17 protein-coding genes are annotated in these 20,598 nt (G+C 50.8%); 11 read left to right on the plus strand and 6 right to left on the minus strand.

Annotated elements, in window-relative coordinates; translation table 11 throughout:
• Positions 1 to 13: 13 nt before the first annotated feature.
• A complete protein-coding gene (locus AC6I1F_RS09950; RefSeq protein ID WP_160335796.1) occupies positions 14 to 1,654 on the plus strand; it encodes a carbon starvation CstA family protein in 1,641 nt (546 codons plus the stop codon).
• A 187-nt stretch (positions 1,655 to 1,841) separates the two neighbouring features.
• On the opposite strand, the gene AC6I1F_RS09955 is transcribed toward AC6I1F_RS09950, so the two are convergent.
• Together AC6I1F_RS09955 and AC6I1F_RS09960 are read right to left on the minus strand one after the other, a co-directional pair.
• Positions 1,842 to 2,063 (minus strand): hypothetical protein, encoded by a 222-nt coding sequence (locus tag AC6I1F_RS09955; protein WP_497801764.1) that lies wholly within the window; start codon positions 2,061 to 2,063, stop codon positions 1,842 to 1,844.
• Between the two features lie 53 nt (positions 2,064 to 2,116).
• Positions 2,117 to 2,341, minus strand: coding sequence for a YggT family protein (locus AC6I1F_RS09960; protein ID WP_497801794.1), 225 nt, complete (start codon positions 2,339 to 2,341; stop codon positions 2,117 to 2,119).
• Positions 2,342 to 2,423: 82 nt separating this feature from the next.
• Here AC6I1F_RS09960 and AC6I1F_RS09965 point away from each other — a divergent pair, with 82 nt between their 5' ends.
• The gene (locus AC6I1F_RS09965) at positions 2,424 to 4,220 is read left to right on the plus strand and encodes an IS1634 family transposase (RefSeq protein ID WP_497801765.1); all 1,797 of its coding nucleotides are present in this window, start codon (positions 2,424 to 2,426) and stop codon (positions 4,218 to 4,220) included.
• A gap of 169 nt (positions 4,221 to 4,389) precedes the next feature.
• Here AC6I1F_RS09965 and AC6I1F_RS09970 read toward each other — a convergent pair whose 3' ends face one another.
• The 4 genes from AC6I1F_RS09970 to AC6I1F_RS09985 are packed head-to-tail and all read right to left on the minus strand — an operon-like array spanning position 4,390 to position 6,635.
• Positions 4,390 to 4,920 (minus strand): YggT family protein, encoded by a 531-nt coding sequence (locus tag AC6I1F_RS09970; protein ID WP_160335798.1) that lies wholly within the window; start codon positions 4,918 to 4,920, stop codon positions 4,390 to 4,392.
• Between the two features lie 51 nt (positions 4,921 to 4,971).
• Complete coding sequence (ampD, locus tag AC6I1F_RS09975) at positions 4,972 to 5,538, minus strand: 1,6-anhydro-N-acetylmuramyl-L-alanine amidase AmpD (protein WP_497801766.1); 567 nt, start codon at positions 5,536 to 5,538, stop codon at positions 4,972 to 4,974.
• A gap of 5 nt (positions 5,539 to 5,543) precedes the next feature.
• A complete protein-coding gene (locus AC6I1F_RS09980; protein ID WP_160335800.1) occupies positions 5,544 to 5,798 on the minus strand; it encodes a PP0621 family protein in 255 nt (84 codons plus the stop codon).
• Between the two features lie 9 nt (positions 5,799 to 5,807).
• Positions 5,808 to 6,635, minus strand: coding sequence for a cytochrome C assembly family protein (locus tag AC6I1F_RS09985; protein WP_160335801.1), 828 nt, complete (start codon positions 6,633 to 6,635; stop codon positions 5,808 to 5,810).
• A 63-nt stretch (positions 6,636 to 6,698) separates the two neighbouring features.
• Here AC6I1F_RS09985 and ffh point away from each other — a divergent pair, with 63 nt between their 5' ends.
• The 9 genes from ffh (at position 6,699) to AC6I1F_RS10030 (ending at position 20,597) form a co-directional block, all read left to right on the plus strand.
• A complete protein-coding gene (ffh, locus tag AC6I1F_RS09990; protein WP_160335802.1) occupies positions 6,699 to 8,081 on the plus strand; it encodes a signal recognition particle protein in 1,383 nt (460 codons plus the stop codon).
• A gap of 3 nt (positions 8,082 to 8,084) precedes the next feature.
• Positions 8,085 to 8,699, plus strand: coding sequence for a crossover junction endodeoxyribonuclease RuvC (gene ruvC / locus AC6I1F_RS09995; protein ID WP_160335803.1), 615 nt, complete (start codon positions 8,085 to 8,087; stop codon positions 8,697 to 8,699).
• On the plus strand, positions 8,696 to 9,268 hold the full coding sequence (ruvA, locus tag AC6I1F_RS10000; protein ID WP_160335804.1) for a Holliday junction branch migration protein RuvA: 573 nt from the start codon (positions 8,696 to 8,698) through the stop codon (positions 9,266 to 9,268). Before ruvC ends, ruvA begins: the two co-directional genes overlap by 4 nt.
• A 6-nt stretch (positions 9,269 to 9,274) precedes the next feature.
• On the plus strand, positions 9,275 to 10,306 hold the full coding sequence (gene ruvB, locus AC6I1F_RS10005; RefSeq protein WP_160335805.1) for a Holliday junction branch migration DNA helicase RuvB: 1,032 nt from the start codon (positions 9,275 to 9,277) through the stop codon (positions 10,304 to 10,306).
• Entirely contained in the window at positions 10,299 to 11,021 is a 723-nt protein-coding gene (locus tag AC6I1F_RS10010; RefSeq protein WP_160335806.1) for a hypothetical protein, read from the plus strand. The genes ruvB and AC6I1F_RS10010 overlap by 8 nt, the downstream gene beginning before the upstream one ends.
• Before the next feature lie 49 nt (positions 11,022 to 11,070).
• Entirely contained in the window at positions 11,071 to 14,703 is a 3,633-nt protein-coding gene (locus tag AC6I1F_RS10015) for an exodeoxyribonuclease V subunit gamma (RefSeq protein ID WP_497801767.1), read from the plus strand.
• Positions 14,696 to 18,277, plus strand: coding sequence for a UvrD-helicase domain-containing protein (locus tag AC6I1F_RS10020; protein WP_497801768.1), 3,582 nt, complete (start codon positions 14,696 to 14,698; stop codon positions 18,275 to 18,277). Before AC6I1F_RS10015 ends, AC6I1F_RS10020 begins: the two co-directional genes overlap by 8 nt.
• Positions 18,274 to 20,196, plus strand: coding sequence for an ATP-dependent DNA helicase (locus AC6I1F_RS10025; protein WP_160335809.1), 1,923 nt, complete (start codon positions 18,274 to 18,276; stop codon positions 20,194 to 20,196). Before AC6I1F_RS10020 ends, AC6I1F_RS10025 begins: the two co-directional genes overlap by 4 nt.
• Before the next feature lie 92 nt (positions 20,197 to 20,288).
• Positions 20,289 to 20,597 (plus strand): UxaA family hydrolase, encoded by a 309-nt coding sequence (locus AC6I1F_RS10030; RefSeq protein WP_160335810.1) that lies wholly within the window; start codon positions 20,289 to 20,291, stop codon positions 20,595 to 20,597.
• Position 20,598: the final 1 nt, after the last annotated feature.

The raw sequence follows: 20,598 nt of genomic DNA on the forward strand, positions 1-20,598 counted from the left end.
CTAAGGTGCATAAATGAATGGCGTTACCATTTTATTGGGGTCAGCGGTTATCTTTTTAATCGCTTATCTCACTTACGGCTCATGGCTGGCCAAACAGTGGGGCGTAGACCCCAGCAGGAAAACTCCTGCCGAAACAGAAAAGGACGGGATTGATTATCTTCCTACACGGCCTGCGGTACTGCTCGGCCACCACTTCTCCTCAATCGCCGGCGCGGGCCCAATTGTCGGCCCCATTACCGCAGCGGTTTTCGGCTGGGTCCCAGTCACACTCTGGATTATTGTCGGAAGCATTTTCTTCGGCGGCGTCCACGATTACGGCTCTCTCGTTGCCTCTTTGCGTCATAAAGGACAGAGTATCGGTCAGATTATTGACTCGAACATCGGTGAACGCGCAAAACTTCTGTTCGCAATTTTTGCATGGGTGACGCTTCTGGTCATTATTGCGGCTTTTGCCAACATTGTTGCTGCGACTTTTGTCGCCAACCCCGGCGCCGGATCATCATCTCTGCTCTTTATTGTCTTAGCCGTTGCATTCGGCCTGCTCGTTTATCGCTCCGGCATGTCTCTTGCCGTCGGCACTGTCATTGGTCTCATCGGTATGGCCGCCGCTTTTTGGCTGGGTCACATTTTCCCGATCACGCTTTCAAAGGACGTGTGGCTGCTTCTGATGATGGGCTATATTTTTGTTGCGTCCATCGCTCCGGTTTGGATTCTTCTGCAGCCGCGCGACTATCTGAATTCCTTCCTGCTTTACATCATGATTGCCGCCGCGTTTATCGGTATCTGTCTGTATCAGCCTGAAATGGAAATTTCTCCTTTTGTCGGATTTGATTTAGGCGGCGGACAGTGGCTCTTCCCGGTTCTTTTTGTCACTGTCGCATGCGGCGCTATTTCCGGCTTCCACTCTCTGGTCAGTTCCGGAACCAGCTCCAAGCAGCTCGACAATGAACGCAACGCCAAGCTCATCGGCTACGGTTCGATGCTGATTGAAGGTCTGCTCGCCATCTGCGCGATTATTTCCGTCGCTTATGTTTCGGCTGACAAGCTGCCCGAACTGCTTAAAAACGGCGGCCCTGTCAACGCCTTCTCTCAGGGTACTGCCACCTTCATGACTGCGATTGGTCTGGACTTCAATCTCTCCAAGGAGTTTGTCGCTCTGACCATTTCCGCCTTTGCGCTGACCACTCTGGATACTGCGACACGACTTGGCCGCTTCATTTTCCAGGAAATGGTCACAACCAAAGCCGGAGCGAACTCTCCTCTTGGTAAAGCTGTTTCCAACCGTTATGTCGCGACCGGCATCACCATCGCGCTTGCCTGGATCATGTCGACCGGTTCTTACCTGACCATTTGGCCGATCTTTGGTACCGCAAACCAAATGCTTGCCGCTCTTGCGCTGCTCGCAATTGCCGCTTGGTTAAAGAAATCCAAGCGCAACCACCTCATGATCACAATTCCGATGTATTTCATGTTTGCGGTCACTTTCTGCTCGCTCGGCCAACTCATTTACGCCAACCTTGGTAAAAACTGGTTGATCGTCGGAGTTTCCACTGTTCTGGCCGTTCTTTCCGCAGCGCTTGCCGTCGAAGCTTTCCGCGTTTTCGGAGAAGAAAACAGAATAAATGCCTCTGCACAAGCGCAGAATCAGCAGTAACTCATAATTGAGCGGTTCACCGCCGCGGCTTATCGGCCTCGGCGGTTTTTATTTGTTCTGTGTATTTGCCGCCTTATGCGGCATCTCGGTACGTGTTCTCAAGCATTCGAACGCTCACCGTTTGAGGCGCATCTGGATTTGGAAGTTGAGCCTCGGATGCAGCACAATCCTTGCGACACAAGACTTTTTATAAAGACAGCAGATCGTCAAACTCCGTATTTTCATCGTTCGAACCATTGAGAATCCAATCAAGCGAATTGTTCAGATGCACAAATTTTTTGCTGATTTTTTGCGACATCCTGCACGTGTTTTCAAGTGTTCGAACGCTCACCATTTGAGATGCGCCTGATTTCACGTCGCCGTCGTGAGTCAGTACGTACTCACTATCAGACAAAAAGAAAGCTGTCATGAGCCCGGAATCTTCCCAAGCTCTGACAGCTCCATATTGTGTGATGCTAAAAATTAGGTCAGCGGCGTAATCAGCGCTAAAACAATGTTGGCGAGAATAATAAATGCGACCCCGGAAAAATCAATGTTGCGCCAAACCGGAATCACTTTCTTAAACGGCGCAAGAATCGGATAACAGAGATAACTCAGCGTACGATAGTTGGCCGAAGCCTCCCGACTTTTCCAGAAAAATGTATCAATAATCTTCTTTAACCTTCTGAATATACAAGGATAAATCAGAAATTTTTTCTAGAAAATTTAACGACAATGTAGTTCAAATAAGGCTAATTATGTTATAATTATCAATAAGGAGGAGTCAGTCGTGTCCATCTCAATTTCGGAAAGAAAGGTAAAAGGCAAGGTCTATATTTCTATCGTTGAGAAATATCGAGATCCAATTACAAAAAAGTCCACAACTCGTCAGCTCAAAAGCTACGGGAACAAGGAGTTATTTCTGCAGAAGCACCCTGACGGACTCGAACTTATCAATTCAGATTTAAAGCTCTTCCGGGAATCAAGTCAGGCCTATGCGGAGGCGACCGAGTTGCCGAACGGCAGCGGAGTCTCAATCGTTGACAGCGTAGCGAACTCCACTGAGTTAGGCAGTTCATTTCTCGTTTCACCAGCACCGTTTCTAACGATTTGGAACAAGCTTGAATTAGACCAATACTTCAAAAATCTAGAGCGCAATTACAGAGGAAAGGTTCCGGTCGATTTAAATAAATTGGCCTTTTACAATGCGGCTGCTCGGATACTCAAGCCTGAATCAAAACTAGGAACGTGGATTGACAGGAATAGATATCTATACGACTTTGAGAGCCTTTCTCTCAAGGATATGTACAACTTGCTGGATATACTTGACGAACGCAAGCAAAAGATTATTGATCGGTTAAACGCGGCAATAGACAAGCTTTATCAGAGAGATCTTACGATCGCTCTTTATGATGTCACTACCTTTTACTTTGAGAGTTTTATCGAAGATGAGCTGCGTGCTCGAGGTATGAGCAAAGAACATCGAACCCAAGAAACGCAGGTTGTGATGGGCTTACTTGTAGACAGCGAAGGAATACCGTTCGGCTACGAGCTCTTTAAAGGTAATACTGCCGAAGTCGGCACAATGCTTGAGGTAGTGGAAGGCTTTAAAAAACGTTATCAGTTAAACAACGTAACGATCATAGCCGATGCCGGCTTAAATCAACTCATCAACTTGGAAGCCCTTGAACAGGCCGGATTTAAATATATTGTTGGCTATCCTCCTTACGTAAAACTAAACCGTAAGGAACAAGATTCTCTTCTGGAAGAGGACGGATGGGAGAGTTATGGCTGCGTAGAAGATTCTTGGCGTATCAAGCGAATGGCTCTTCCAATCAACAAGCGCGTTTATCCAAAGGGTGAGCAATCTAGAAAAATCCAGCTGGGAGCTGAGTGCATTGCAACGTTCTCTTTATCACGTTACAAACACGACTTGGATGAACTGAAGAAAAAGACAACACGTGCGAAAGAGCTCGTACGAAAAGGAGCGAAAGCTGTCCAGGCAGCTAATCGCAACGGCTACAAGAGTTTTATTAAATCAGAGCTTAAAGCAGTTCAATTTAATGAAACGCTTTACACCAAGCGTCTTAAATGGTGCGGTTACACGGCCTTGCTGACCAATATCGAAGATCAAGACCCGAGCGTCATTTATGCACTGCTTCGGCAACTCTGGAGAATCGAGGATAACTTTAGAGTGTTAAAAACGGCGATTGAAGCCAGGCCGGTTTACGTATGGACAACCAAGCATATACGGGGTCATTTTGTATTGTGCTATATCAGCCTTGTCCTGATCCGTTTAATGCAGAAACAGCTGAAAGAGGATGCCTTGAAATACTCTGTAAGGCAGGTTGTAGAAGCCCTCAATGCGCTCAGCGTCTCTCCCTTGAACGCATTAAGAAAAAGTAAAAGCCAGCTGTATCAGTGTGTGGTTGAAAACTCTGAAGGGAGCACGTCCGGCGGAGAGTACAAACCTCTTCTGGAAATTGCCAATGACATCTGGAGGTCGTGCGGCCTGCAGCCCCTGACGCGTCTTGAGAGTCACGGCTCTTTGGTTAGAAAACTTGGGAGAAACTTTAAAATCCGATGAATCGTTGAACTACGAAGTTGCTAAAATCTAAAATCAGCTAAAGCCTTGGTACTCAAGGGTTACACTGCAAAATCGTTTTAAAAATCAAGGAAAAGTCGGGAAAAGAAAGCTGTCATGAGCCCGGAATCTTCCCAAGCTCTGACAGCTCCATATTGTGTGATGCTAAAAATTAGGTCAGCGGCGTAATCAGCGCTAAAACAATGTTGGCGAGAATAATAAATGCGACCCCGGAAAAATCAATGTTGCGCCAAACCGGAATCACTTTCTTAAACGGCGCAAGAATCGGATAACAGAGATAACTCAGCGTACGATAGTTGGCCGAAGCCTGATTAACCCAAGAAAAAATACAAAAGAGCACCGTCGCCCACATCGCCAGCTCAATCGCCCAATAAACGACTAAAACCGCAGAACCAAATACAAACGGCCAAACACCGCCGTGGCCGGAACCCATCAGCCAGTGGAAAAACTGATAAATCACCGCGACCAAATAGCAGACAAAAATTGACGGCCATTCAATATTGCGGGTGCGCTTAATGAACTTGGATGCCGGCTCAACCGCCCATTGCGTCAGAGAATGAGCAAACGACACGAGCGGATCGTTCCCGGGAATTCCGAGATAGCGCAGATACGCTCTCAGCAGAAGCAGGCTGCCGAAAACAGAGCACAGAAGTTTTAATGTAAAAAGAAATGTGCCAGCCACAGTTAATAGACCTTTCCCTAGTAGTCGTGTTTCAGTATTTAACTTATTAGTCTAAACGAACGGATAACTAATCAGTTTTCCCGTTTTACAAAGACGTTCAAATTTTATCCAATCAAACGAAGCGCCCGGATCCGTCTTGCGCTGCGGTGCGATGTTGGCGTGACCGGTAATATCGGTAATCGGATAAGTGTCCGCAAGCGTATCCGTCAGAAGCGCAAGCATCTGATACTGTTCGTCCGTGTACGCAATATCGTCGGTTCCTTCAAGCTCAATGCCGATCGAAAAATCATTGCACCCTTCCCGCCCGGCAAATCTCGAAACTCCGGCGTGCCACGCCCGATCCAAGCAGGAGACATACTGAAAGAGCTGTCCCTTGCGGTCAATAAAAAAATGCGAGGAAACGTGCAGCCCTTCCAAGTCCGAAAAGGATGGATCCGCCTCACAGTCCAGAGTGTTCTGAAATAAAGCGTCCACATAGCCCGTACCAAACTTACCGCGCGGCAAGCTGATGTTGTGAATCACAACCAGAGAGATTTTTTCATTCTGAGGCCGCTCGTTAAAGTGCGGTGAAATACGAATATAGGCCTCATCACACCAGCCGTCCGAGTCAATTTTCATAATGCTTAACGCCTCCTGCCGGCTTCAGCGTGCTCGCGGCAGCAATAGCAGTCTCTGCCGATTCTGATCGCTTCCGATTCAGGAACATAAACTCCGCAATTGGCGCACTGCACCATGCGCTCTCCGCTCTGCTGGGTTTTCTGAACCGACTTTTCCTGCTGATCCAGACGTTTCTCCAGCTCCATCTGCTTCATACGAACAGAACGCCAGCCGAAATAAATAACGGCCGCAATCGCAGCAAAAAACAGAATCTTGAACATGAACTTCTCCTACTGTGCGATCTCAAGCACAAGACGGACGCCAATATAGGAAATCATCAGCACCACAAATCCTATAACCGTCCAGCGGGCCGCAAAACGACCTCTCCAGCCGAACACATGATGACCGAGCAAAAGAATCCCGAATATCAGCCACGCCATGCAGGTGGTCACAGTCTTATGGTCAAAACGGAAAGCTTCACCGCTGAGCTCATTGGAGAAAATCGCGCCGAAAAGAATCGCCGCCGTCAGAACAATAAAACCGACCCAGATCAAACGAAAGAGCGTACTTTCCATACTCATCACGCTCGGCATGTTGTCCAGAATACTGACTTTGCCGTCTTCAGGCGGCTCCGTAAAAGCCTTGGAGCGGACGCGCTTGTGCGCGGCCATTAAAAGCAAAGCCTCTAAAACCGCCATGGTCATGACGCTATAGGCCAGAATCGCAAGCAGCAGATGCATGCGAAAAGCGAACGTGGAGGTTTCCGGCCCCAAGGGTGACCCCGGCATAATCAGCGGAAGCAGCATGCTCACCGCAGAGAGCGGAAGCACAAAAACCAGCATCGAACCGATTTTAGAAAAGAAACTTTCCAAAAGCAGCAGAAGCGTACAGGTGCCCAGTGTGACGGACAACGCCAGCGCTAAACCGAAGTGCGGGGTTCCGTGAAGGAAAAGCGCTTCGTAGATGAGATAAGTCTGGATCATCAGACCGCCTGTAATCAGCGGTTTTACCCAGATCTTTGTCTCGGGCGACGGCTCTTGCAACGTTTTGTAAATTCCGAATGCAGCCGCTAAATACAAGCAGGCCGCAAAAACGTAAAATATGGCATTTAGTGTCATAGGTACGACTCATTATCTGTTTTCAGTATTGTATGACTTAACTCTTTAACAAGACTTAATGTAATGCTAGATTCTCTTACTCAGCGTCTCAGTAAAGTTGTAAAAACCATCCGCGGACAGGCTCGCCTGACGGAATCCAATATGCAGGAAATGCTTCGGGAAATCCGAATCGCCCTGCTTGAGGCCGACGTCGCTATTCCTGTCGTACGCGATTTGATTGCCCGAATCAAGGAAAAGGCCCTCGGTACGGAAGTTCAAACCAGCCTTACTCCGGGACAAGCTCTGGTCGGAATCGTTCACGACGAACTGACGCAGATCATCGGCGGTTCAGACCCGGAATCCGCCCGCGAGATCAACTTATCCGTTCAGCCGCCCGCCGTGATTCTTTTAGCCGGTCTGCAGGGCGCAGGTAAGACAACCACCGCAGGCAAACTTGGCAAGTGGCTCTCCGAAGAAAAGAAGAAAAAAATCCTGACCGTTTCCGCTGACGTATACCGTCCCGCCGCTATCGAACAGTTAAAAACCGTGTCCGAACAGGCCGGTATCTCTTTCTTCCCAAGCTCGACTGACGAAAAACCGCTCGACATCGCAAAGAAAGCGCTCGATTACGCCAAACTGCACTTTTACGATGTGCTGATTGTCGATACGGCCGGCCGCCTTGCCATCGACGAACAGATGATGAACGAAGTGGCCGAACTCGAAAACTTCCTGCATCCGATTGAAACATTCTTCGTCGTTGACGCGATGGTCGGTCAGGATGCGGTGAACACCGCTAAGGCGTTTGGCGAGAAACTTCCGCTCACGGGTGTCATCCTCACCAAGGTTGACGGCGACTCCAGAGGCGGCGCCGCGCTCTCCGTGCGCATGGTCACCGGAAAACCTATCAAATTCATCGGTGTCGGCGAAAAACTCACCGGCTTCCAGCGCTTTGATCCGCAGGCCATGGCCGGACGCATTCTCGGCATGGGCGACATCGTCTCCTTGGTCGACGAAGTTCGTAAGAACGTGGACGTGGAAAAAGCCCAGAAGTTTGCTGAAAAAATGCGCAAGGGCGACTCCTTCACACTGGAAGACTTCAAGGATCAGCTCGCTCAGGTTAAAAACATGGGCAGCTTCTCCTCGCTGATCGAAAAACTGCCGGCTCAGTTCGCTCAGGCCGCAGGCCAGGTCGATGACGAAGCCGCTAAAAAACAGATCGCCAGAACCGAAGGCATCATCAACTCAATGACGCCGCATGAAAGACGCAGGCCGGAAATCATCAAGGCAAGCCGCAAGCGCAGAATCGCGGCCGGCGCCGGCACTAGCGTGCAGGAGGTCAATAAACTGCTCAAACAGTTCGAACAGAGCCGCGAAATGATGAAAATGATGAAAAAAGGCGGCATGGGCAAGATGATGCGCGCTTTCAGAAACTTGGGAGGCCGCTTCCCCGGTATGGGAGGCTTCTAAAACGTGGATGATAAGGCGGTACATGCGGTAAGAATTCTGGGTATCGACCCGGGACTGAACTTCACAGGCTACGGTTTTGTGGATTATGTTCCGGGCGTGCTCAGGCACGTCGCCTCAGGCGTCATCGTGACGCCTAAAGGAGAACTTTCAGAGCGGCTCGGTTATATTTTCAGCGAACTCGGAAAACTGATTGAGCTTTATTCACCGATGGTTTCCACGATCGAAAAAACATTTCTGAACTCCAACGCTCAGTCCAGTATGCTGCTTTCCCACGCAAGAGGCGCGGCAATGACGGCGGCCGCCGTTCACCGACTGGCGTGTCGGGAATTCAGCACACGTGAAATTAAAAAGTCGGTAACCGGATACGGCGCCGCCACCAAGGATCAGGTGCAGGAACTCGTTAAATTTCACCTGCATATCGAAGAGGATCTTTCCTCGGACCAAGCCGACGCGCTTGCCGCGGCAATTTGTTACGCCAACTCCAGTATCCTGCTTGATCGTGTCCCTGCTCTTTCTAATAAAGTCGGCTCCAGCGGAACCGGCACGGCTCGGCGCGGCTCCAGCTCCCGCCGCTCCAGAAACGAATGGACGCGGCTTTACGAAGGAAAAGAAAAGTGATTGCATCCGTTAGAGGAAAAATTCTTCAGAAAAATCCGCCCCAGATTGTTGTGGAGTGCGGCGGTATCGGCTACGAAATCGATGTGCCGATGTCAACCTTTTACAACCTGCCCGACATCGGAGAGGAGGTTTTTCTCTCCACGGTTATGATCGTGCGTGAAGACGCTCAGCTACTTTACGGTTTTCTGACCGCTCAGGAAAAAGAACTCTTTAAGCTGCTGATGAAGGTGAGTGGCATCGGTCCGCGCATTTCACTTGCGGTTCTTTCCTCCATGTCTGCCGAAGACATCGGGAACGCGATCGCCAACGGAGAAGTCGGACTGCTCACCAAGATTCCCGGAATCGGCAAGAAGACCGCAGAACGCATGGTGCTCGAACTCAAGGACAAAGTGCTGGTGACCGCCGTTTCCTCGCCCGTCTCCAACGTTCAGAGCGAAATTATTCAGGCACTCACTGCGCTCGGCTTCAGCGACCGAGAGGCTCGTCTTGCCGCCAAACAGGTGCCCGCCGACGTGGATGCTTCCGAGGGAATTCGACTCTGCCTGCGTCAGCTTGCGCAAAAAGGTTAATCACATATGACTACGGATAAAGACCTCCTGTCGGAACATAAAACGGGCAAGGACGAAGTAATCGATAAAGCCCTGCGGCCGACGCGTCTCAAGGATTACGCGGGACAGGACAACATTCGCGAACAGCTAGACTTGTTCATTACCGCCGCACGCAAGCGAGGAGAAGCGCTTGACCACGTGCTGCTGTTCGGACCTCCGGGTCTGGGCAAAACCACGCTCGCGAACATTATCGCCAACGAGATCGGCGTCAAACTTCGTCAAACCTCAGGTCCTGTATTGGAAAAGGCCGGTGATTTGGCGGCCATGCTGACAAGTCTCGAGCCCCACGATGTCCTTTTTATCGATGAAATTCATCGCCTCTCCCCGGTCGTCGAAGAAATTCTTTATCCCGCTCTGGAAGATTTCAAGCTCGACATCATGATCGGTGAAGGCCCCGCTGCCCGCTCCATCAAGATCGACCTGCCGCATTTCACTTTGGTCGGCGCGACAACGAGAGCCGGCGCCCTCACCAAGCCTCTTCAGGATCGATTCGGAATCCGTGCACAGCTTCAGTACTACTCACCCGAAGATCTGACCTCGATCGTGCTGCGCTCCATGCGTCTTCTGAACATGGATGACGATAAAGGCGCGGCCGAAGAAATCGCGCGCCGATCCCGCGGCACTCCGCGTATCGCCAACCGTCTGCTGCGACGCATCCGCGATTACTCCGAAGTAAAACATCAGGGCAGACTCTCCAAAGAAATCGCTCAGGCCGCGCTTACTATGCTTGAAGTCGACCCGATCGGACTCGACAGCCTTGACTGTCAGTTCCTTCTGGCGATTATCGATAAGTTCGAAGGCGGTCCGGTCGGAATCGAAAACCTTGCGTCTGCCGTCGGCGAAGAGTCCGACACACTGCAGGATATGGTGGAGCCCTACCTCATTAAGGAAGGCTTTGTTCAGAGAACCCCCCGAGGCCGAGTGGCCACTTTAAAAGCTTACCAGCACTTTGGCATAGATAAACGAAATTTCAACCTAGGATTCTCTTTCGATGACTAATCATTTCTCAATTCTCAACTCAGAAGAAAGAAAATCGCGTCTCGAACGCGCTGAAAAACCCTACGACTTCAGTGACAACGTCGCTGCACTCGAAGAAGAGGCTCGTCAGACTTGGAACGATGTTTCAGACCTTGAGGCCTCGGCCTGCCCGAATAATATGGCTCAGGCCTCAATCACCATGCATCCGAACTTCTCCGCGCAGGCTGATTATCCGGAGGAATTCCTCTTTGTTATGAAACTCACCTGCGTCGGCGTGCGTCAGGTTCAGTGCTTCCCGCGCTACTCCACCGACGTGGAGTCCGATGACGGAGAGCTGACAGTCGCGCTGATTGTGATCGGTAAACGCGAAGACTTTCAGGCAATTCCTGAGAAACTCGGAAAAATTGCCAAGGACACGCTCGTCGGACTTCAGATTCAAACCATCGAGAGTATCGAAGCGGTCTCCATCTACGACAAGGTTGATGTGCCCAATGATTATTTCGGAGAATTCTTTTTAGTCGGTCTTTATCAGACACCCGGAAAAACCGTGGAAGACAGCCGCCGTGATTTTGTGATGTACGCCTCTGGGGAAGGCTTCTCAGTTCACCCGACATTCCTGGTTGTCAAAGACGGTCTCTACTACGTTCTTATTAAGGGCGAGCGTTACAAGCTCGACGCGATCGGCGACTACTGCTATACATTCACCGTTCGGGTTCCGCCGAAAAATCGGGCGTAACCGACGAGAGAGCCAACCGTCCCGCAAGAGTTAACCTTCGGAGGATCCGATGATCCGTACGTATTATTCCAATTCCTTTGAAGTTCTTCGGGGAATTCTGCTTACACGCCTAAATTTTGAAATTGAGGATCTGCGAAACAGCGGAGCCTCAATCTTTGAAACCATTCCCGTCATTGCCCCGAGCCCACTGGTTGGCGACTCGCTCGAGCGCAGCATCGCGGATCATTTCGGCGTCGTTCCCGGCATCAATGTCACCAACATTGCGAGCTGGCTTTACGAAAAGCTGTCCTCTTCGCTCTCCAAAGAGGGCATATCCGATCAGATGGACTGGCGGCTGTTTAAACTCCTCAAAGAGAGACAACACCAAAGCCGTCCTTCTGAAGAACGGCTCACCAATTATCTGAAGGGGCTCGACGACTGCGGCATCATGGAATTCAGCCGTCACGTGAACAATGTCTTTGTCACGTACGGCTCGTATCGATTTGATTGGCTCAAAGACTGGACCGAAGAAGTAGAAAATAAATTACAGGGCGGCTCCTCCATCCGCATCAAGCCGCATGAGCAGGCTAAACTCATCGAGCAGCCCGACTATCTCTGGCAGAAGCACCTGTGGCAGGATCTGGTCCTCAGCGCGAAACACGGCCAAACAAAGGATGGCAAAGAAAGAAAAGGCGACTTTCTGTCCTGGCTGGAAAACACAATCGACGGTCTGAGCAATTTTAAAGCGGAAAGCGCGCACAGCTCCATCCATCTCTTTATGCCGTTCACTCTGGCGCCGATTATGCTGCCGATCATTCGGGCCTACTCTCTGGAATCCGCTCAGCGCGACGTGGATATCTACTTTCTGAATCCAAGCTCGGAGTACTGGTTTGAATCGCTTCCGATCAATCTTTTTGACTGGAATCCGGAAGAGAACGTGGAAAGACCGAGTGCCGCCGCTCCGCTCGTTTATCTCACCTCCAACGCGGCGAGTACGCGTGCTGCGATCGACCGACTCGACAGCTTTATCCATACTTCTGAAGAAAGCACTTTAGCCGAAGGCGAGCCTGAGCAGGAAGAGCTCGACAGACGTAAAAATGCGCCCGTCAGTCAAACAAAGCGTCACTTCCTGACCACGGAAAACGGACTTCGTCCGTTTACGGAAACAGATCCTTCGGAATCCATGAAGACGGAAACTGAAGCGTACTTTCTGACCTATCCGAACGATTCTTTCCTGCACCGCTTCCAGAACTCGGTGCTTAAACTCGACAGCACGCTGCTGCCGAGCAAACCCGACCCCGAGGATGTCTCGCTGCGGGTTCTGAAAGCCCCGTCTCTTACGAGAGAGATCGAAGCGACAGTCGATATTCTTCAAAACTGGCTTGCCGATCCGACGCGAGATCTGAAACTCTCGGACATCCTGATCGTGCTCCCGAAGATCGATGACGCGGCCCCGATTATCGAAGGCGTTATGACTTCGCTTCCCAAGAGAAGCGACCTGCCGATTTCCATACCCTACAAAATCCTCGGACAGTCCGAAAGCCAAACCAACCAAGCCGCGGTCGCTTTTATCAGACTCGGAGAGCTGCTCAACTCCGACTTCAGCGCCGATCGCTTCTTTAACTGTCTGGAACTTGAAGCAGTACAAAACAGTTTCGGATTCGGCTTGGAAGATATCTCCGTCATCAAAAACTGGCTTACCGCCGCAGGCTACCGCATCAGTTTCGACAGGGTCCATCGCGAAAATCTCGGCCTCGAAGAAGACGACTGCTCACTGCAGGAGGCGCTTGAGCGACTGACTGTGGGCTATCTCACCGATGACGATCTGGATCTGCCGTTTCAAGGCGTACTGCCGATACGCGGAGACGAACTTCAGGGTTTTGACACAACCAACGACGAGGCGGGAAGACTTTTTAAAGTCATCAGCCGATTCTGCCTTGCGCTCAGAAAAGTTCGTGACGATCTTGCCGGATCCGATTTCATGCTTGAAGCCGATCAGTGGCGCGCCAAACTCGCCCAGATCAGCGAACTTCTGATCGCGGGCACCAATGAAAACGACCGATTCCGCCTGGATAAACAGCTTGATAAATTATGCAAGGCCCTGGTTCTGTCCTTGGGCGAAAATGAACCAGTCTCTTTTGACGTCATACTCAACGAAATTTCCAGCGGACTTTCCCGAGAGAAAATTAAGCAAACGGGGACCGGTGTTTTAACGTTCGCTCAGATCGGCTCGGTGCGCGGTCTTCCCTTTAAGGTCATTGCATGCTTAGGTTTTGACGAGCTCAGCGGCTTTCCGGGAACCCCGAGCTTTGAAGAGTTCGATTTAATGAAAGCCGTTCCGCTCCGTGCGGACCGAGATGCGAGAAAAGACAACAACGCGGTGTTTTTTGACACGCTGATGTCCGCGCGTGAAAACCTCATTATTTCCTACACCGCCGGAACTAAACCGCAAAGCGAAAATAATCCTTCCATTGTTGTTGAGAACTTCAAGAGTTATTTCATCTCCAACGCCCGAAAGAGTCATGACGCCAAAGCGCTGTGGAATGGAATCACCAGCAAAATTCCGCTCAATCGTTTCTCTGAACGCAATTTCTGCAAAGGAGAAAACAATCTCTTTTGGCGAAGCCCGAGAAAAGACATTCTGCAGACGATTGAGGATCAGAGCAGAAAAGGAACGCACTTTTTATTTGCGGACACCGGTATTGCGCCTAATCTGCTTCCGCCTCTGCTTTCCAAGCAGAGAGAGCTCCCTGTCAGCATATTCGTCAAGTTTCTCAACAATCCTGACGCCTGGGTCAGCAAGCTGCTCAGCCTCAACGATGAATTTCAAGCGGCGGAGCACTCGGATCTGTTCTTCGACGACTCGGACAAGCTTATGCTCTCAAAGGTGCGCAAAAATGTGGTTGAGCTTCTGAACAAGGGGGCAGGAATCAGCGATTTATCTCTGATCACAAACGCCAACCCGAACTTTGGGATGCCCTGCGTTCGCGACACCACGGCGGAAGACCTTTGCTTTGAACTTCACAGCGCTTATGAGTGGAGAAGGAACATTCTCCCGACGCTGGCGCAAGGGCCCTTCAAAAAGGAGCTTCGTGAAGACATCAGCTCATTGAAGAGCTTTGTCCAAACCCTCTCGGACGACATTTCCGACTTCTATCGGATCAAGGGAGAGGAAACGGAAATTAAATTCCCCGGAGCAGCGGAAGCTGTGCCGGTTGAGGGACTTATCCGCGTCATTATTCCCGCTTCTCATTCCGAGCTGAAGCGCGAGCGCCTGCGGCAGATTATCTGGACCGCGCTGGATGCCCCTTACACACTCATCTCGCTTTGTCTGCCCGTTAAAGACACTAAATCGAAGGTCAAAAAGCCGAGTCCCTGCCAGGTTTTTTGGCCTGTCGCAGGCGCGGATCTCCTGCTTTCTGTTTTTCTGAAGATATTCGATCTGCAGCTCACTCATGTTGTCGGGTTTATCGGCGATCCTCTCTCGGATTCCAATCGCGAAGCAACGAGCATCTGGCGCGGATACCCTCAGGAAGTTCAAAGGGAGGCGGCGAACCTAAGCACTCGAATCTCAACAAAAATCCTAAGCATCATGAACCCGCCAAAGAGAAAAGCGAAAGACGACCCCATGGACGTCTTTACGCTGCTCAAGGATTTGAAAAAACTCATTGAAACATCGTCCGGAGATCAAATTTATGGCTAAAGATTTTGATGCGGTCAATGCTGAACTCAAAGGACCGATGCTGATTGAAGCCAGTGCGGGTACGGGAAAAACATACTCGCTCATGCTGCTAATCCTTCGTCTCTTAGTTGAGAACGAAATACCAGTCAGCTCTATTCTGGTGGTCACCTTCACAAAAGCGGCAATATTTGAGCTGAAATCCCGACTGAGAGAGACGCTCACCACTATGACAGAAAAGCTTTCTCAGGCGAATTTTGACGCAGATCATTTCAAAAAAAATGAGCTGCCTGCCGTCGCATCGGCCGTTAAAGAGGATCCGGACTCGTTTTGCCAGCTCGTACAAAAATGGCATCAGAGCGGGCTTGATCTGCATGAATGCGTCTACAGGCGACTCTCAACCGCTCTGACTTCAATCGACGACGCACCGATCTATACGATCCACAGCTTCTGTCGAAAAATGCTCGGTGATTACGTGTTCTCTTCGCACGGCAGTTACGATTTCGGACTTGGCGACGGACAGACTCAGAAGACAGAAGCGATTGAGATGTTCCTGAGAACGCATATTCCGCCCCTTCTACTGAGTCTTGACAAGGCCGAAGTGCTCGGCCTTTTGAAAAACACGGATTGGAATACGTTCATCGAAAAGATGTCCCTTCTGACGCACTCTCTTCCGCTCCGCGATCAGGTGAAATTTATTCAGAGACGGACTGAAAAAGCTGACGTGGAACTCGAAGATGACGTTCGCGATTTTATGGCTCTATTCAGAGACACTGCGCCTCAGTGGTTCAGAGAGTACAAGCGCCAAAACCGCATCCATACCTTTAACGACCTGCTTACGGAAATGGAGGAGCGTGTCACGCTCAGCACCGAAGCCTCGAAAAACTTCGTCAAAGAAGTTCGATCTCTCTTTCAGGCCGCGCTGATTGATGAGTTTCAGGATACGGACCCCCTTCAGTACTCCATCTTTGAAGCGCTTTTCATTAAGGACAAAGAAAATCCCAATCGCCCGGTAATTTTTGTCGGTGATCCAAAACAATCGATTTATTCCTTTAGAAACGCCGATCTTGATACCTACGTAAAAGCAAGAACCGCCGTTTCAAATACGCAGGAACTCAAAACCAACTTTCGATCCACGCCGGGTATTGTGATCGCGCTCAATGAGCTCTTCCAAATCGGCGCAAGGACGAGTCCGAAGTCTCCGGGTGCGTTCCTTGATAAGACCATTCAATTCTCGGGCGTTGATTCGTCCTACAAAAATCCGCCCCTCATGAGGAAAAACGAGGACGGCTCCTTCGTGCCGCTCTCCTCTTTTGATTTTTGGTCGAATGTGGAAAGCGGCAAGAACGAAATCAGCGCCGATGAGATTAGAGAAATCAAAAAATCCCTTCTCACGCAGGACATCAAAGAGATGCTGAGCGGCGATGTGTACTACAAGGGGAAACCGCTTCGTCCGAGTGATATCTGCATATTGGTCAGAAACCGCACACACGCAGACAACTATATTTCTGCGCTTAAGGCTGCCGGAATCAAGGTTTCTTTAAGCGACGGCTCGAGCGTCATGGGGTCCGAAGAATGCGCGGAAATCCGAAGTCTAATTCTCGGTATGTCGAATCCTGCGGAGCGCAAGGTCCTGAACACCGTACGCGCAACAAGAATTGTCGGAGACTCTCTGAACGCGATTCTTTCGGATACACAGGGCGCCATCGAGATCAAACTGCTTCTTGAACAAGCCGCGGAAGTATACGAACGAAGCGGAATCACCGCGGCTCTCTCACTCATATTCGAGCGATGCAGGACGGAAGATCGAATCCTCAACTATCCTATTGAGGATGATCCGGAGCGCATTCTCACCAATTACCAGCATCTTTTTGAGCTGCTGCATGAAGCAAGCAAACAAATTCACACGCTTCAGGGACTGATTCGCTGGATGGACGAACCGAATCTTGACGTTGATGAAGACAGCGAAAGCAAATTCAATCAGCGAAAAGAAACCGATTCCGACGTTGTCAGAGTCGTGACGATCCACAGCAGCAAAGGTCTGCAGTACCCGGTCGTCTACCTGCCGGAAAGTCAGTTCGGTCCGGGTTCACAGAAGTCGGTCGCGTTCCGAGAAAACATCTCGAACAATCCGAACGCAGACAAAGGACTGCTTCTTTCTCTTGAAGAGGCGTCTCCTAATCCGCTTGGAGACAAGCAGGAAGGCGTTCGCCTCGTCTACGTCGCGCTGACCCGAGCCGCAGCCAGACTAGTCGTTCCGTTCTTCAGCCGCATGACCAAAAGCGGCGGACTTCACGGAAGCAGCGGTGGCAAGGCCTATCTTGGCGCCGCGCTGACCGGAAACGAAAAAGGAGCGGGCGCCATAAAAGCGATTGATGATCTTCGAAATATTCTGAGTCAAAAGTCTCTCAAAGATGAAATCCGCCGAGCACTCAAAGACTATGTCATAAGCAAATCTGTACCGTGCTCTCAGGCGGCCATCGACGCTTATGAACCCTTTAACATAGAACTCGATATTTGCAGCGTTCCACCGCCTAACGCTCCGTATGTTTCTGCCGCTCAGGATGATCTTGAAGCCGGCAGCTGCATCAGAACCTCTGCCGCGTGGCGCACTTCGAGCTTCTCAGGACTCGTTAAGAACTCGGATACGCCGCGAAGCCGTCTGATCTCGGATGAAGAGGATACCGAGCCGGGGGACATTGTCGAGGAAACCGCAAAAAAAGTCCCCGCAGAGGACAACCCGGATCGGGACCTTCTTGCGTCCCTGCAGCTGAATCGAGGCGCTGCAGAATTCGGCACGGATTTCCATAAAGTGATGGAGACAATTTTCCCGCCTAAGGTGCATTACAGCCCCGAGCTGCTCATCAACAGGTCGATGGCTAAAATCACAAAGAAAATCCCTGCCGACACGGAAAATCCGAAGGAGCTGGAAGAAAAAATGGATGCCGATCTGAAGTTGGTCCTTGATCACATTCTTTCCGTGCCGTTTCTGAAAGACAATAAAGATTTCTGCCTGAGAGAACTCATCGATCGGCCCGAGCGCAGAATGTCGGAAATGAGGTTTTTAATCACGGTTGGGAATACGCCCAAGCCCGGACGCATCCCGTTAACCGCGCATCTTCTGGAACGCACCGTTAAAACGCTTGAACCGAGATTAAGCGGACTCAGCCTTTCGGACGCTGATATGAAAGGCTATCTCACCGGATCGATCGACTTTGCGTTCGAGGTTGGCGGCAAGTACTGGATTATCGACTGGAAAACCAACCGACTCGGTACAAAAGCCTCGGACTACACGCCGCAGGCGGTCAGCGCAAAGATGGACGAGAATCTCTACCGTCTGCAGTACATCCTTTATCTCGTCGCGTTTAAGCGTCTTCTGGAAAGCCGAACAGGAACAAGCAGCGGATACCGCCTCATCGGAGGAGCGGCGTACTTCTTTGTGCGCGGCGTTCGCAAAGACAAGCCCGCTCAGGGCATTGAAATCGATCGGCCCTCAGAAACGCTTATCGAATGCCTGGATGACTTTTTTAAAAACGGCTACAGCGACCAAGTATTAGAAATGTATGCTCAGAAAAGAGCGGAGGAAAGCGCCTCATGATCGAACAGGATACTTCCTACGAAGCCCTCACGGAAATTATTCTCGGGCTGACCGAAGCGAAAACAGGCAGCAGCGACCCGCAGCTGCGCGGCGCGCTCACCGTGCTTCTTCAGGAGCTGACGGAGATCGAGAACAAAGGTGGTCTCTGCCTTGAATGGAAGAGTGACGATGAGAAGCTCCGCTGCATCGATATTCTTAAAAGCGCCGGACTGATCGCTGAAGGCGCCGATCTGGACACCGCGCATCCGTATCAGATGAGAAACGTCTGTCTCTTCGTTGCGGACCGCTCGGAGCCCGGTAAGGTGCGCATTTATTCGCACAGATCGTTCTTCGGGGAGAGCCGTTTGGCGGCAAATATCGCCGCACTCGCAAAGGCACCGAGTTCCGGCGCCGCCTGCGTCGATAAATTGGACGCTTTGGAAGCAAAAGCAAAAGAAATGGGCGCGTTCCAGCTGAACGACGGCCAGAGGCAAGCCGCTTCTCTTGCGCTTCAGAACAACTTCTCGGTTATCTGCGGCGGCCCCGGTACCGGTAAAACCACCTCAGTCGTTCGCTTTCTGGAGGTCGCGCTTCAGAATTGCCCCGAAGCGTCGGTCACACTCTGCGCTCCGACCGGAAAGGCTAAAAGCCGCCTGAATGAATCCGTCATTTACTCCGCGCAGGAGCGCCCCAATCTCTATCCGCTGGTCAAAAAAGCCGCCGATGAAGAACGAATTCAGAGTCTGACGATTCATAAACTGCTCGGAACACCGCTTTCCAACGGAGAACGGCCTTCCCGGACCAATCCTCTGGAAACGCGGATTTTGATTATCGACGAAGGTTCCATGGTGGACGAACATTTGGCGGACAGTCTCTTTAGCGTCATCGATCCGCACACAACTAAGACGGTCGTGCTCGGAGATAAGCATCAGCTTGCGGCGGTCGGCCCGGGTTCTGTTTTTGCCGATATCTCCAACAGCAGCGGACCGCTCAGCCGCTTCAGCTGCGAACTCACCGAAAGCAAACGCTTTAAAAAAGACAGTCTCATCCACAAAGTCGCGACACATATTCTGAATCTGGAAAACAAAACCGCGGATCTGCATGAATTCGAAGCACTCTTTGAAGGCGCGGAGACAAACGGAGCATTCGGCGCGGTCGGACTCTTCTACGACAAACCGAATAAGGAAAGCGGGCTCAGCGCAACCGCGAAAAAATGGCTGGAAGAAAAGATTAATGGCTACGCTGCAGCGGTCAAGTCCCTTCGTCAAACACTCAGCACAATCAAGCTTGATGATGCGGAAGAAACCGACACCCAAAAACTGCCTCAGCCGCTGCATGATGCTTTAAAGGTCGCCTGGAACAGTCTTAGCGGCTTCCGACCCATCTGCGCTCAGCGCAGGGGCGCATTCAGTTTAGACGCTGTGAACCGCTTCTGTGATCAGGTGCTTCGTAAAAAGCTGAACTGCAGGAACGAAGACGAGTTTTACGTCGGAAAAGTCATCATTGTCCGTAAAAATGATCCGAGCGGCATCTCGAACGGAGATGTCTGCATTCTGCTCCCGATTTGGTTCAAGAACGAGGACCAACCTTCTTGGTACGCATATGTCGGAGATCTCGACAGACTGTATCCCGCGATGCTGCTTCCCTCATACGACACAGCTTTCGGCATCACCATCCATCAGTCGCAAGGCTCCGGTTTTGATGATGTCGCGGTATTTCTTCCGCCGATCACTAACAAGGAGCTTGAGGATCCCGAAAACGGTGCGGTCTCTCTCTGCACTCGAGAGCTTCTGTACACCGGCTTTACACGCGCGAAAAAGAGCTGTCTCATTTTTGGAAGTCCCGCTTCTGTTGAACTCTCATTAAGCCGCGTCACCGAGCGCACCGGCGGACTTCAGGATCGGCTTCGTGAGAAATTCAAAAACTCCGCAAATCCTTAGGGATCACCTCTCTAACTGTTATCACGGATTAATGTTTGCCGACGGTAGGACTAAGATAATTGGCTGAGAAAAATTAAACAACAGGAGACGAAATGCCCAAGGCGCTTCACATTCATCCCAGTGACAATGTCGCCGTCTGCACAAGCGAAGTCAAGCCGGCCGATGAAGTAGAAATCATCGACTCCGACGGCAGCCGCAGCTCAATCACAGCGGTCGGCGCCGTCGCTTTCTGCAACAAGATTGCACTGCGCGACATTGAACCCGAAGAAGATATCCTGAAATACGGAGAAGTCATCGGCAAAGCCACGCAAAAGATCCTCAAAGGCACCATGGTCAGCCACCTGAACATCAGAAGCTGTCCGAGATCCTATGCCGACGAATACATTCAGAAAGGAGAATAAC

This window comes from Parasutterella sp. St.1A3, assembly GCF_059728705.1.

Coding starts and splice junctions, on each gene's coding strand:
- AC6I1F_RS09950 (WP_160335796.1), top strand. CDS start 14: ATGAATGGCGTTACCATTTTATTGGGGTCAGCGGTTATCTTTTTAATC.
- AC6I1F_RS09955 (WP_497801764.1), bottom strand. CDS start 2,063: ATGACAGCTTTCTTTTTGTCTGATAGTGAGTACGTACTGACTCACGAC.
- ampD (WP_497801766.1), bottom strand. CDS start 5,538: ATGAAAATTGACTCGGACGGCTGGTGTGATGAGGCCTATATTCGTATT.
- AC6I1F_RS09980 (WP_160335800.1), bottom strand. CDS start 5,798: ATGTTCAAGATTCTGTTTTTTGCTGCGATTGCGGCCGTTATTTATTTC.
- AC6I1F_RS09985 (WP_160335801.1), bottom strand. CDS start 6,635: ATGACACTAAATGCCATATTTTACGTTTTTGCGGCCTGCTTGTATTTA.
- ffh (WP_160335802.1), top strand. CDS start 6,699: ATGCTAGATTCTCTTACTCAGCGTCTCAGTAAAGTTGTAAAAACCATC.
- ruvB (WP_160335805.1), top strand. CDS start 9,275: ATGACTACGGATAAAGACCTCCTGTCGGAACATAAAACGGGCAAGGAC.
- AC6I1F_RS10010 (WP_160335806.1), top strand. CDS start 10,299: ATGACTAATCATTTCTCAATTCTCAACTCAGAAGAAAGAAAATCGCGT.
- AC6I1F_RS10015 (WP_497801767.1), top strand. CDS start 11,071: ATGATCCGTACGTATTATTCCAATTCCTTTGAAGTTCTTCGGGGAATT.
- AC6I1F_RS10020 (WP_497801768.1), top strand. CDS start 14,696: ATGGCTAAAGATTTTGATGCGGTCAATGCTGAACTCAAAGGACCGATG.
- AC6I1F_RS10025 (WP_160335809.1), top strand. CDS start 18,274: ATGATCGAACAGGATACTTCCTACGAAGCCCTCACGGAAATTATTCTC.
- AC6I1F_RS10030 (WP_160335810.1), top strand. CDS start 20,289: ATGCCCAAGGCGCTTCACATTCATCCCAGTGACAATGTCGCCGTCTGC.